Below are 13,614 nucleotides of genomic sequence, written 5' to 3'. Positions count from 1 at the left end.
GGATATTTCAAAGTTCAACAAATAGGAAAAAATGTGTTATTTTGCCAAAAGAAAGATCTCATCAAAGTAACTTTTATTTTCATCTTTTTGGGTAGATTTTTTTAATCTTTTAGAGGAAATATTTATTATTTTATTATTAGGTGTCTTGGTCTGTTTTTTATTTTTATCTAGGTAATATTTTGTTATTAAATTTATCGCTTCTCTAATATTTTTAGAATGGACTTTTGACAAAATTTCTATAACATTTTCAAAGCTTTCTACAAATAAAATTTCTGAATTATTTTGAATTAATTCAAGATTTTTAAAGATAAGATCTATTAAATATCTAATTAAATCTTGTTTATTTAAATCACAGCTTCTTCTAAGAAGAAAAGATAGATGAATTGATAATGACTTTAAAACATCTATATTATTATGATGATTATCTATATAGTGAACTAGAAAGTCTAAAAAAACTTTCTCATTTTTTAACATTTGACTTTGCATAACAGAATTAGTCATTTCTGCCAAATAAGGGGAACTAGAAATGAATATTTCAAAATGAGCATTAAAAAAATTAAATGCAATATCTTTGCTTTCAGCATTTTGAAAATATTTTTGAAAAATATGCTCCAATAAAGTCTGACCAAATCGAGAAAGAATTTTTTGGAGATTGTAATTCCCTTTTCCTGAAATTTTATTGAGGAGAATAACTGCTGCAATTCTTATTTCAATACTATTAACATTGCACATAGCTATAATATTAGAAGAAATATAATCTATAATACCTTCTATTTGAATTCTATCATACTTGTTTTTTTCTATTAAACTATGATTTGTAATTGCAATATTAACAAGTAAGGTAAGATAGTGAGCTAACATAGTTTCATTTATAAATTCATTTTCGAATTCATGATTCACTAATTCAATCAATGCTTCACTTAACTTTTTGATAAAAAAGTAAGAGTTTTCTTCTTTCAAAAGAAGATCATAAAGTTTTAAAGTATGATCCCAATCTTTTTCTTGTGCTGAAAGCATTATGTAGGAATGAAGATATTCTGTGAATTTATCATGTCTTTTAAATTTTGAAAGAAGAAGATCTGCTGTAAATTTACTACAATAATCTTTCTCAACCTCAGAAAGATTTTTATATGCTACTAGGACATTATTTCTGACTTCTTTTGCTGAATTTGTTCTACTATTTTCCACAAGAAACATTCTAATAGAAGCCAAGGAATCAGTAGATTTTTGAGCCACTTTTTTAATTACCAAAGTGAAGTCCTCCCTTTGCATTAAGTAGCATGTACGGTTATCGGGATGATTTAGCTTTTCTTAATAATTTATTTTAAAACCAATATAATCAATGTATTATATTGGTTAGTTGTAATTCTCTAATATTACATTGCTGGTATAGGGAAGATTATTATTCCTTTGTTCTTCATAATTTATAAGGTAATGTTCATTCCTAACAAGGTATTCAGTTAAATTATTTAACTTCTTATTTTCTATTTCTCCCAATTCATTTCTGATATATAAAAGTTTTTCTTTGCAATCTTTGCTATTTCCATGCCATAATTTTCTGTTTGCACAGGATTTTCTGTCTTAAATTCTCCTATTATAGAACCTATTTTTTCAATTGTTTTTGAAATACGAACATGATTATTTACTGGACGATGTCTTGTATTTAGAGCTTTTAAAAGATTTTCTGCTCGCTTAAAACTATTATCTGAACCAAATTCACACTGCAATTTCAATAGATCAGGGTGAAATGCAGACCCAAATAGCCCCTCAAGCGTAAACTTATTTGTCCAACCACAATTGCAATTTCTTCTTTGAATTTGAACTTTATGATCACTAAATACAGAATGAAAATTTGAAGTAAAAGTACCATGTTTATTAGTTGTTTTTCCGCAAGAAGGGCATATTGTGTTAGATCTTATTAATTTTGTTTGATGGTGTATTTTATTTTCAGTAATATCTTTTAATATTTCTATTTGTGCTACATGGGTATATCCTAATTCTTCTATATTTAAAGGTTCAGATAACTCGCAAGAAGATACTTCTTTCCGCTCTATTATTATTTCATCTTCAGTCCCAGCAGAGATGCTGATAGCAAATATTATTATATTTGTCAATAAATGTTATGCTCTCATTTATTCTTCCTCTTTAACAAAAGTAATATATAGTATTTTTTTGGAGCTTAAATAAGTTACTGTTTATATAAAGCTTTTGAGGACTTTCCTTTGAAAGCTGAAACTCTTCAAAACAAAGTAACATATTTTTAGTCAATCTGATGAGGCTAAAGATAATCTTGATAAATCACTTAACATGAAAGGGGTTAATTATCAAAACTTATTTTCAAACAAATTTTATGAAAGAAAATCTAATTTATATAAATTTAAACTGGTTTAAAATTATATTATTATGTTTTATATTTAGTTACACATTACAACGCGGCTTTAATATTTTACTTATTATACCTAGTACAAATAAGATAATTATTTTTTTTGAGCCTTTTATTTTGTTGTCAATAATGAATTTATTATTATATTTATCACTGACTAATGAAAAATATAAAGATGTAATTGTTCTTAGAAAAATAGATATTATCGTTATCTTAGGTATTTTGTTTTTTTTAATTCTTTTTTCGTATAATGAATTGTTTGATTTTTCATTAACTGGAGATCAAATATATCATGCTTATTTTTCAAAATTTTATTCGATAGAAATAACTAAAAATATATTATATCATTTATCTAAGTTTGATATATATTCACAATTAAATATAGATAGTCTTTTTTTTAAGTGGCCTCTTTTTTTTGTAAATATTGGTTTAATTATGTTTTTTTATGTTTTGTTTATTATTCATAATAAATTATTAAAAAAAACATGGCATATTTATGTTTTTTTTAATTGTATTTTTATTTTTCTTTATTTGTTTTCTTTTAGGTATTTTGGTGGTTATAGTTTTACTGAATTTCATCCACCTCTAAGAACTCTGCTTCCGTCTTTTTTTAGTTCTATTAGTTTGGTGAATAATTATCAATTTTTCCTTCCTCAAATTTTATGTTTATTACTTTTAGGCTTTACAGTCTTTAAAATTATAAGAAATAATTTTTCATTTTTTTTATCTTTTCTATCAAGTTTATGTGTTGTTACTATTCCTGTTCTATGGTATTCATCTACTATACTTGAGTTCTCTATTTGGTCTGGTTGTGCTTGGAGTTTGTCATTACTATTTATCTATAAATATAGTAGCTCTCTTACAATTGAAAATATAATAAGAATAGTTTCTATTATCTCAATTTTTACTTTAATTCGTCATACAGCTATTTTAGCAGTTATACCAATTTTTATACTCATAATTATTAAAAGAAGAGAATATAATTATACTTATAAAAATTTATTAATTTTTTTATTACCTATTCTGTCTGCTATTCCTTATATAATTAGATTGTTATATTCATCTTCTCCTGCTTCTTATTCGCCCGGTGAGTGTTTTTTTATTCCTTTACACTATAATGTATTAGAACGAATTATATTATCTTTTAGAACTGAAATACCATATTTATCTATCTCTAATGCAATTGGAATTGGTGGGGTGGTAATTGCATTGTTTTCATTTATTCCAACTGCAAGAAAAAATATATTAAATCATTTATTAGCTCTAATGTTATTTATTCTTGGATATTGCTTATTTTACTCTATAAATTGTACTCTCTGGGGGGGGGGGAGATATCAAGCAGAGTATGTAGCTCCATTTTTTGTTTTAGGCTTTGTTTACATAGTGTCTTTAATTTATAAATATTTTCATAAATATACAGCATTTGTTTTAATATTTATAATTTGTTATAATTTGTATAATATTTATCAAATAAAATTTGTAAAAATTAATTTAGGAGATTCTATTAAAAATAACTTGCCTATTTATAAGAATGGAGTTATTTCTCAATTTCCAGTCAATTATGATCTTGTTTTTAAGGAATTAAAAGCCAATGGATTGGCAGGGAATGAGTTTGTTATAGATCCAAGTTATATTGTATTTTCAGTTATCATTAATGATTATACTATAAAACAATATTTAAGTTCTAGATTGATTTATGATCAAGTTTTATATTGTAAGCCTTCTCAAGATTTAATTCATTGTATACAAAATAATTCAAATATTAAAGTGTTAGTTATTCATCCAAATAGTACAAGTTTAATACCTGAACTGATTAAAAATGGTTGGAAGGAATGGAAAATTATTAATAATATTTATTCTTTGCCATTAGTTTTAATGAAACGTTTCTAAATTTTTTGAAAATTGATAATTAATACTGGACTTCTCTAGATTTATTATTGTCTAACATTTTATTTAACCAAAAATTAGGAGACTTTGTGCAAATTAACTTAGCTTTTTGAACTAGAGGAAGAAATTTTAAATAATTATCTTCTAATTGACATGATTGGAGTTCAGGTGAAACAATACACACTTTAAAATGCAGTAAGATTGGCTTTAATATGTTTATGTCTACAGGGACACCAGCAAAACAATCTAACCAAACCCAATCTACGTGATCTTTAAATAATAAAGCATTTTCGACATTCTCAAACTGAGATACTCTAATAGCAAAATTTCTAATATTCAGACCAAAAGCATATTTTATAAGAGTTGGAGGAGTAGTATCAAGAAAAAAATAATTAGTTATTTTTCTTTCTTGAAGTTTTTCTATTAGAATTGATTCTAATCCATCTTCTTTAGTATTGAGAATAAGTGGCCCAGAAATATTTAATTTTACAAAAGCATTGAGCCATAAGTCAAAATTATCTCCTAATGTCCATGGATCATGGGAAAGATGAAGCTCCCCTGGGATATTAACATTTGATCGAATATCAATTTCAGCTCCCCAGTTTGGCGCATGATTACTTAAATCTTTTATACTATTAACTCTATGTCTAACGAAAGTTGGTAGTTGCATTACATATAACTCTTATTGATTAGGATTAAAAAAATGAGTTGATTGATACCTTGAAAACCAGAACTCCATTTTGGAGGGTGACTTAAACGAAGTAACGATGGCAAATTATCAAAAAGTACAATAGATGCTTTGTAAATATCATGTGCACTAGGCTCTTGAAGAATGGTTATTTCAATTTTATTAATGTCATTTTGAAAGGAATTAACTTTAATTTCAACATTACAAGAGCTTAAAAGAGCATGCGAAAGTTCATCACTTGGAAAGTCATTATATAGAATATGTTTTACTGCTAGTATTGGTTTTTTACCAGCTAAAATTTCTTCTCTAGATATTTCATGCAATGGGAAATAATTTATTATCCAATCAGCATATTGCTTCTGAGGAGTAATATATTTTTTAGTGTCTTCATATCTTCTTTCAATGGATTTCAATACGTCATTGAGTTTATAGTTTCTTTCATTGACATCTCTATTTATTTTCCAATATAAAATAATTTCATCACTTGGATCAAGAAAAATTTTAATGTCAATATATCTGCGAAGTTTTGCTTGATAAAAAATATGAAGTCCTTGAAGTACAATTGCTGGTGAAGATCTTACTTCTTTAAATGGTGTAAATTTACCATTACTATGATCGTAAAAAGTTTTATAAATAGATCTTCCTCTAAAAATATTTGTAAGGTGGGTAAATAAATAATGGAGGTTATTAGCTTTGGGATCTAAATGAGTTATTTTTTCCCATCTTTCATTTCCTCTTTCCCATTTATGATAGTCATCTCCATCGATTACTGTGAGAGCTTTTTGTTCAAATAGTTTGGAAATGACAAAACTTAAAGTATTTTTACCGGCGGCTGAATTTCCTGATATCCCAATTACAATTGGTTTTATTTTTTTTCCTATGGGGCAGTCATGTATAATTACAAGAATCCACATGTAAATTGCAATTAAAATTACTATTGACTGAAGAGCTGTTATTAAAAAGGAATTCATAATAATAGGGGTATTTTTAAAATGACTTAAAATTATGAACTTTACTGTATAAGTTGCGATAAATAAATAGTATAGTTTTTTTGGAGAATTGCTATACATTATGAAGAATATGCAATAAAAAGGAACTAACCAAATATACCAATTAGCTACTGGCGGTGTTATAATGATTAAAAGAGAAAAAATAATACTGCTTCCAAAAATCAATCCTCTTTCATTAATATTAGCTGAAAAAACAAGCCGATATAAAATAATTGACAAGAACAGTAATCCATAAAATAAGTATGAGGAATCATCTATTTTGTAGGCAAGTGAAAAAATACTTAGTGCTTGGGGTGAAGCAAAGGATACGTATAATAAATGTCCGCTTTGTAAAATAGGAATAAGACCAATAAAGAGTATTATTAAAAAAACTAGAATAGATTTTGTTATTTTTAATATTGAAGTTGATAAAAAATTAGACCTATATATGTAAGCGAGCATAAATGGATAAATAATAAATATATGAAATTTACTCAAACAAGCTAGTGATAAAACTATACTAGAAGCAATATACTGTTTTCTAACTAATAAAAGTAACGACAAAAAACACAAAGACATAGAAACAATATCAATTGATCCTAGAATATAAGTAACATAAATCACAATAGGGTTTAACCAATAAAAATAATTGATATTCTTGTTGGAATGTGTAAATTTTTCAATTACTTTATATAGTAATATGTCAAATAAAAAGAGAGGTGCTTTAATAAAAATATTGCTAAGGACAGTATCTCCTAATGAACTGGCTCCAAAAATGAGATAACCAAATGCTTTTGATAATAACAATGAAAGATAAATAAATGAACCGTATGGAAAATAAACAGGTGGAAACTCTTTCCAAGGATTTTCGAAAGGATGAAGGATACTCCAATCGATAAAAGGAATGAAATATTTACTTAAATAAAGAGTATTATCATAAGATAGACAAAATAAACGAAGCAATAGTCCAATTAAGAATACTTTGGATATAGAATTTATTTTTATAAAATTTATTTTATTCATATTTTATATTACTATACCTTTTTGCATGTGAATATTTCATACCAATATTGCGATTCTTTTAGTGCCTGGGGATCTCCCCAGCAAATATATCCATCTAATGGTATTGATAATACTTTATAATTATTTTGAATAAGTACATTAAAAATACTGTCAAGATACAATTCTTTATTCAGATCAAAATGAGAAGTTTTTAACATTTCAATCCCTTGTTTTAATAAAGAACATTTTTTAAACCAAAAGGTTCCAACAAGAAGCTCTTCTTCTAAAGGATTTTCTGTAGTAGGAGCTTTTAATGATATTCCTTTTACGAGAGGGAAGTTGTTTGGATGTGCTAGATTATCAATGATAACATATGAATATGAATGGGGTGTTCTAGCAACTCCTGGATATCTTTTCACTGTAAAAATAGCCGCGTCACAATCTTTTATCTTTTGAAATTCTTGCCATACTTGACTATCCAAGACAATTGCATGATCACAGGAGGAAACAATAACATCTTTGTTCATGTCAACGTTAAGGAAACCGAATTCTGTGCTTAATGCTTGACCGTTAGGTGTTTCGGATAGGGAAGTGAAATTATAGTTTGAATGAGTAATATATGATTTATGTTCATCAAGCATAATGATATTCGTTTTTTTTGCTTGAGGTAATGATTGCAAAGCTTTCTCATACATTGGAATTCCATCTATATCTATAAATGGTTTAGGACGTTTTGAACTTTCTAAGAATCGAGAGCCTTTTCCTGCCATAGGCATGATTATTTGCTCAGTGTATTTAATTGGTTGTCTTTGATTTCGATTGTATGCTCGAAAAGTTTTTTCCCAATATTCAAAAGTTACAATATCCTCTGGGGTTCCCCATTGAAAAAAACCCGGTATTTCAAATACTCTTACATGAGCTAATGGATTCTGTTGCAAGTATGCTTGAACTGTTAAACTCGTGTAAAACTCTCCATTATAGCTGAGATTTTTAGATACTTGAAAATCAATACATTCTTTTAATAGACCAGCTGAACGAAAATAATATCCACCACTAGATGCAAATTCATTCTCTCTATTATCTGTAAAAGATCCTTTTTCTTTCACACAATCTACCAACTCACCACTCATTTTTGAATAGGCATAAGTTTGGCTTGTTAAATAATGAGCATGGAATCCTCGATAAGAAACAAGGGCGATCTCACAAGAAGAATCGACAATAAATCTTTCAAATTGGCTACTATCCCAAATCATTCCATAATCACAGTAACTGACAAAAACAGGTTCATTGACGGGGATATGTTTTAAGGCTTCAAGTGCAGCAAATGAAGGACCTAATTTATGGGGGGGAATTATCGATATGTTACAATTCTTTCTTAGATCTTTTAGTATACTGGGTAATTGTGTTTTTGCATGATTCTCTGATATGACAAAATGTGATTCCCAATGCTCTGGGAAATTATCAAGTACTCTTGATATCATTGGTTCACCAGAAATAGGAACGAGAGGTTTAGGAATAGTATAACCATAATTTTGAAAGCGAATTCCTTCGCCAGACATGGGAATCAACAAATGAATTTTTATTTTGGACATGTTTTATAATCCTCATTATTGTGTTTGTGAAACTCTATGTTTTTCAAAAGGAAGATCGATTGTTCTTTTTCCCGCTTCTTTGGGTATTTCTAACGTTTGTGGGAAATAATTATAAATTAAAGACGTGGCTTCCCAAAGCTCAAAAGCATTTTTATCTAATTCTTTTTTGAGAGGATCTATTTCATAATAATTTTGACCATTTTTTGTCTTTATAAATTTTAAAATTGAAATTAAATTATTTTCAAAAACTAATGAATCGGGGAAGTAAAATTTAAGAGGGGCTGATGAGCCTTTTAAGGAAAAATTAGCATTAGACGTGTATAATTTATTCACATCAGGGCGTTTTATAAATTGAAAAAATTCTTTTTCCATCATTTCCCATGATTTTAATATATTTATGTTGTTTGATTGTAAAATAACACCATGATTTTGTAAAATAAAAATATCACTTTCATTTTTTTTCCATACTTCATAAGCTAACTCAAGACCAGGTTGTATAAATTTTATAAAAGATACTTTATACTGAGGATATTTTTTATAGAATTCATTAGTTTTATCTTTAAATTCATACATTATTAATGCTGCAGTTGAGTGGAAATGAAAAACAAAATCTTTTTTTAAGACAATATGAAGTCCTGTTTCCATTGAAGGTTTTAAATTAGAATTTGTATGATAAGCAGAATTTAATAAAATGTTCTCATAATCTTTCTCATCATCGTAATTAATGTCTCTATTTGAAAATTGATGAAATATTTCTAATAGTTTTTTAGATGCTTTGTCTATATCAACTGAAACGAGTCCTGATTCTAAAGATACTTTATCTAATCTGTATCCAGATGCTTTTATCCATATAATATTATCTATTAAGTTGTTTTTAAAAGAACAGTTACCGCCTTTTCCTTGATTCCACAATGGTATTTTATTTCCAATAAGATTTGAAGCTGTAATAAGTTCATTTATACTCATGTTTATAAGACCTCTTTTAATTCTTCTAGAGATTTTATTTTGGTACAATTAATTTGATAGTCATCGTTTTCATTATTAAATTCTTGAGTTAGTATTGTACTTGCGCCAAGTAAAATTGGTTTTTGGAGATCAGTTGTGAAGTTGTCTCCAACAAATAGGCAGTTTTCTGGAAGAGTCTGACAAGTTTTAAAAAAATATTGATAAATTTCATCTGATGGTTTCTCAACCCCAATTTCTTCAGATGTTATTATATTGCTAAAAAATTCCCCATTTGAATCAATTTCCTCTAATTTTATAATTTGACTTAATGTTGTTTCATTAGTAATAATTGCTAATGTATATTTTTCTTTTAATTGTCTAAAGAGGAGATTTCTTTTAGATTTTTCAATAAAATCTTTTATTAGTAATTTTAAGTAGAAATTATACTTTGTGACTAATGAGATGAGATTTTTAGAAGTGAAATTATTTTCTAGTTCTAAGTATTTTTTAAAGTATAAAATTCTATTATGAGAGCTTGTGTGATTATTACCTAAACTTTTTTTAACAAGTTCTTTAGCTGTTTTAAAATTTTCACCTTGGCTGTCAATTCCACATAGAAGATATGAATCATGATAAAATTGTGAAGAAGGAATTAATGTATCGTCAAGGTCGAAAACAACTGTTTTAATTTTGTTTTTTTGAAAAATCATAATTTTTAGATCCTATTTATATATTTTAAATACTAAAAAAAGTATTGTTTTAAAAAATGATAGAATGGTTTTCCAACGTTTTAAAACAGAAGTATTCCAACTTGATTTTCCAAATTGTCTTTTATGAAAGTAAACAGGAAAATCAATTATTTGATAACCTAGTTGCTTTGTTTTATAAGTTACAAATACATCAAATGTTATATCAACTGGATAGTAAATATATGAATCTAAAAGTGATCGATGGAAAACTTTTGGTTGTCCATTAATATCATGAAATTTTCTAAAAAACAAAAAAGAAGCAATAGAGTCAAGTTTTGCTGAAATCCATTTTTCCTCTTTCCGCCTTTCTATTCTTCTTCCTTTAATTAAAACTTTAGTATCATTTGGATCAATTTCTAAAATTCTATTGTATGCTTTTAATATATCATCAGGATCGCATTGTAAATCTGAATGAGTAAATCCAATAAAGTCTGTTTTAGTATGTTTTATTCCAAACATAATTCCATGACCGTAACCCACATTCTTTTCAATTCTTAAAAAAGTAACAAAATTAAACTTAGGATCTAATTTTTTAGTTTCAATAATTCCTTTCGTATTGTCGGTAGAGCCGTTATCTACAAGAATTAATTGCAGAGGTATAAGTAGTGAAATATTATAATATTTTTCAAGTAAAATAGGAATTGCCTTTTCTTCATTAAAACAAGGAATTACGATAGATAAATTCATAGTATTATTGTCTCAATATTTTGGTTTAATTTTTTAAGCTGAATATTGATTTCTTTTGAGTATGTCCCTGCATTAATAAAAATTCGAGCAGAATTAAGGTCAATATCTTTTGGATGAAGAGATACTAAATTAGTTCCATATAGTCTTTTTTTTGCTTTAATATCACTATTATCTAATAAATTAGAAAAATAATTTTCTTGTAAACCAAATGCAAATAATGTTTGAGCAAAGTTACTCGCACCAAAAAGATAATTAATTTTTTTATCATTAGCTCTATTTCTAATAATATCAATTTTGTTTTTTATTCGAAGAATAAAATTTTCAAGTAAAACCTGAGAATATTCTACTGAATTTATCTTTGTGTTTATTTTTTCTGATTTTTGAGAAGTAATATAAATACTATGATCTTTGTAATATTCTATACTTTTAATTATAAATCCGTTTTTTTGATGTAGATTTATAAGATGCGATAGACTTAAAATAGAAGTATGTTCGGTATTTAAAGTATTTGTATAACCTGTGTTAAATGAAAATTCTAAATTTGGAACAGCGGTAACTAAAAATCCATTACTTTGCAAAACTTTAAAAGAATTTTGAAAATATTCATTGAATTCATAAAAATGTTCTAAAGTATGGGAAGAGTAAACCATTTCAAATTTACCCATCATAGTGTCGCTTATATTCGAATCAAACATAGTGCTAAAAACTTCAATATTATTTCTATTACCTCTATATAAAGGATCAACTACAGTCAAATGCAACTTTTCTTTTAATTTTTCTGTTAATTTACCCTGACCAGCTCCTACTTCTAAAGCTACCCTAACTGGTAGTTTTTTAATTATATTTGAAAATGCCTCATAATGATTATTCCATGTTTCACCAAGACCTTCAGAGTGGAAATTGTCATAGAGTAGAGAAGGTTCCACTAGTTTCGTTAACTGAATGAGACCGCATTCATTGCATATTCCTATTTCAAAGGGGATGTTGATATCAAATTCAACTTTTTTTTCTGTGCAAATTGGTAGTATGGGAAAATGGCTTGAATAATGCAAATTTATTTCTTTACCCTGACAAACAGGACAACTTGTGCGCAAAATGTAGCTCGGATTCATTAGACATCCTTTAAACTAAGAAATCAAATTCATTAAAAAAATTTAACGCTTAACAGAATATCTAAAACTAGTAATTTTGCAAAGTAAAAAAAGTTTCAATATGAATGAAAGCATAGTATTTAATGACAGATAATTATTTATACAGCCGATGTTAAAACTGTGAAAGCATCTTTCCAATCAATATCCCATGTTTTACTAGCAATAGACGCTCTAATTTGAAGGACATGATGAGCCCCTTCTCTTGTCCAAGACATTTTTTTATTCTTTTTTTGTCTTTCATTTATAAGAGTATCCACAGCAGATTCAATTACATTGCTGGTATAGGGAAGATTATTATTCCTTTGTTCTTCATAATTTATAAGGTAATGTTCATTCCTAACAAGGTATTCAGTTAAATTATTTAACTTCTTATTTTCTATTTCTCCCAATTCATTTCTGATATATAAAAGTTTTTCTATGCAATCTTTGCTATTTCCATGCCATAATTTTCTGTTTGCACTTTCTAATTTATCTTTTAATTCATCTGCTAAGGTTTGTTCTACAAGCTTAAACTTACGTGCAATATGTTCCCAGTCCAATATTTTTATAAGTTGAGAGCATTTTCCAGATAAAATAGAAAGTGCAAACCAACAATTTTTAGTTCCATCTGATAAGGCATATACAGTGGTTTCTTTAGTCATTCCTTCAGATAAAGCGGCATAAATAAGTTGCTTTTTTATTGTCTCTCCTTGATCGGATAAAGCAGAAGCTATACAAGTACTTTTTAATAGTTCAGTATGATGTTGATCCTTTTCTATCTGATTTTCTAAATTATAGCATTTTGCTACAAGAACTTCATAACTACGTAAGTCTTTGTCTTTTGGCTGAATATGTCCACCATCGATCTGGGCAACCATAATATTTGCAGGTTTTTCTATTTGCACAGGATTTTCTGTCTTAAATTCTCCTATTATAGAACCTATTTTTTCAATTGTTTTTGAAATACGAACATGATTATTTACTGGACGATGTCTTGTATTTAGAGCTTTTAAAAGATTTTCTGCTCGCTTAAAACTATTATCTGAACCAAATTCACACTGCAATTTCAATAGATCAGGGTGAAATGCAGACCCAAATAGCCCCTCAAGCGTAAACTTATTTGTCCAACCACAATTGCAATTTCTTCTTTGAATTTGAACTTTATGATCACTAAATACAGAATGAAAATTTGAAGTAAAAGTACCATGTTTATTAGTTGTTTTTCCGCAAGAAGGGCATATTGTGTTAGATCTTATTAATTTTGTTTGATGGTGTATTTTATTTTCAGTAATATCTTTTAATATTTCTATTTGTGCTACATGGGTATATCCTAATTCTTCTATATTTAAAGGTTCAGATAACTCGCAAGAAGATACTTCTTTCCGCTCTATTATTATTCCATCTTTACTTACTAGCTCTGTTATAACTCGAAACTTTTCAGACATATTTTCTTCACCCCCAGCAGAGATGATGCTAGCAAATATTATTATATTTGTCAATAAATGTTATGCTTTCTCCAGATTTTGCGGGAAACATGCCAAAAATCAAATCTTCTTCAATAT

The 13,614-nt window shown here is 27.3% G+C and carries 11 protein-coding genes; 1 reads left to right on the top strand and 10 read right to left on the bottom strand.

Annotation, left to right across the window (positions count from 1 at the left end; translation table 11 throughout):
• Positions 1-36: 36 nt before the first annotated feature.
• The gene (locus tag QEJ31_RS04265) at positions 37-1,251 is read right to left on the bottom strand and encodes a hypothetical protein (protein ID WP_280592537.1); all 1,215 of its coding nucleotides are present in this window, start codon (positions 1,249-1,251) and stop codon (positions 37-39) included.
• A 233-nt stretch (positions 1,252-1,484) separates the two neighbouring features.
• A complete protein-coding gene (locus QEJ31_RS04260) occupies positions 1,485-2,114 on the bottom strand; it encodes a hypothetical protein (protein ID WP_280592536.1) in 630 nt (209 codons plus the stop codon).
• 398 nt (positions 2,115-2,512) lie between these two features.
• On the opposite strand from QEJ31_RS04260, the gene QEJ31_RS04255 reads away from it, so the two are divergent.
• Positions 2,513-4,273 (top strand): glycosyltransferase family 39 protein, encoded by a 1,761-nt coding sequence (locus QEJ31_RS04255; protein ID WP_280592535.1) that lies wholly within the window; start codon positions 2,513-2,515, stop codon positions 4,271-4,273.
• Between the two features lie 19 nt (positions 4,274-4,292).
• On the opposite strand, the gene QEJ31_RS04250 is transcribed toward QEJ31_RS04255, so the two are convergent.
• The 8 genes from QEJ31_RS04250 to QEJ31_RS04215 form a co-directional block, all read right to left on the bottom strand.
• On the bottom strand, positions 4,293-4,940 hold the full coding sequence (locus tag QEJ31_RS04250) for a hypothetical protein (protein WP_280592534.1): 648 nt from the start codon (positions 4,938-4,940) through the stop codon (positions 4,293-4,295).
• Positions 4,940-6,970 (bottom strand): hypothetical protein, encoded by a 2,031-nt coding sequence (locus QEJ31_RS04245; protein WP_280592533.1) that lies wholly within the window; start codon positions 6,968-6,970, stop codon positions 4,940-4,942. The genes QEJ31_RS04250 and QEJ31_RS04245 overlap by 1 nt, the downstream gene beginning before the upstream one ends.
• An 11-nt stretch (positions 6,971-6,981) precedes the next feature.
• Positions 6,982-8,541 carry an NTP transferase domain-containing protein gene (locus QEJ31_RS04240; RefSeq protein ID WP_280592532.1) on the bottom strand — a complete coding sequence of 520 codons (1,560 nt, stop codon included), beginning with the start codon at positions 8,539-8,541 and terminating at the stop codon, positions 6,982-6,984.
• A gap of 15 nt (positions 8,542-8,556) precedes the next feature.
• Complete coding sequence (locus QEJ31_RS04235; RefSeq protein ID WP_280592531.1) at positions 8,557-9,507, bottom strand: class II aldolase/adducin family protein; 951 nt, start codon at positions 9,505-9,507, stop codon at positions 8,557-8,559.
• 2 nt (positions 9,508-9,509) lie between these two features.
• A complete protein-coding gene (locus tag QEJ31_RS04230) occupies positions 9,510-10,196 on the bottom strand; it encodes an HAD family hydrolase (RefSeq protein WP_280592530.1) in 687 nt (228 codons plus the stop codon).
• A 12-nt stretch (positions 10,197-10,208) separates the two neighbouring features.
• Positions 10,209-10,922, bottom strand: coding sequence for a glycosyltransferase family 2 protein (locus QEJ31_RS04225; protein ID WP_280592529.1), 714 nt, complete (start codon positions 10,920-10,922; stop codon positions 10,209-10,211).
• Positions 10,919-12,034, bottom strand: a complete 1,116-nt coding sequence (locus QEJ31_RS04220) for a methyltransferase domain-containing protein (protein ID WP_280592528.1) — start codon at positions 12,032-12,034, stop codon at positions 10,919-10,921. Before QEJ31_RS04220 ends, QEJ31_RS04225 begins: the two co-directional genes overlap by 4 nt.
• A gap of 137 nt (positions 12,035-12,171) precedes the next feature.
• Positions 12,172-13,497: an ISKra4 family transposase gene (locus QEJ31_RS04215; RefSeq protein ID WP_280592527.1), complete on the bottom strand. Its 1,326-nt coding sequence runs from the start codon at positions 13,495-13,497 to the stop codon at positions 12,172-12,174.
• Positions 13,498-13,614 lie beyond the last annotated feature (117 nt).

Origin of the sequence: Pigmentibacter sp. JX0631 (assembly GCF_029873255.1) — a bacterium.
In the GTDB taxonomy this organism is placed as follows: Bacteria; Bdellovibrionota_B; Oligoflexia; order Silvanigrellales; family Silvanigrellaceae; genus Silvanigrella.
This window is presented reverse-complemented; position numbering and strand designations above follow the sequence as displayed.

Coding starts and splice junctions, on each gene's coding strand:
- QEJ31_RS04255 (WP_280592535.1), top strand. CDS start 2,513: ATGAATTTATTATTATATTTATCACTGACTAATGAAAAATATAAAGAT.
- QEJ31_RS04250 (WP_280592534.1), bottom strand. CDS start 4,940: ATGCAACTACCAACTTTCGTTAGACATAGAGTTAATAGTATAAAAGAT.
- QEJ31_RS04245 (WP_280592533.1), bottom strand. CDS start 6,970: ATGAATAAAATAAATTTTATAAAAATAAATTCTATATCCAAAGTATTC.
- QEJ31_RS04240 (WP_280592532.1), bottom strand. CDS start 8,541: ATGTCCAAAATAAAAATTCATTTGTTGATTCCCATGTCTGGCGAAGGA.
- QEJ31_RS04235 (WP_280592531.1), bottom strand. CDS start 9,507: ATGAGTATAAATGAACTTATTACAGCTTCAAATCTTATTGGAAATAAA.
- QEJ31_RS04230 (WP_280592530.1), bottom strand. CDS start 10,196: ATGATTTTTCAAAAAAACAAAATTAAAACAGTTGTTTTCGACCTTGAC.
- QEJ31_RS04225 (WP_280592529.1), bottom strand. CDS start 10,922: ATGAATTTATCTATCGTAATTCCTTGTTTTAATGAAGAAAAGGCAATT.
- QEJ31_RS04220 (WP_280592528.1), bottom strand. CDS start 12,034: ATGAATCCGAGCTACATTTTGCGCACAAGTTGTCCTGTTTGTCAGGGT.
- QEJ31_RS04215 (WP_280592527.1), bottom strand. CDS start 13,497: ATGTCTGAAAAGTTTCGAGTTATAACAGAGCTAGTAAGTAAAGATGGA.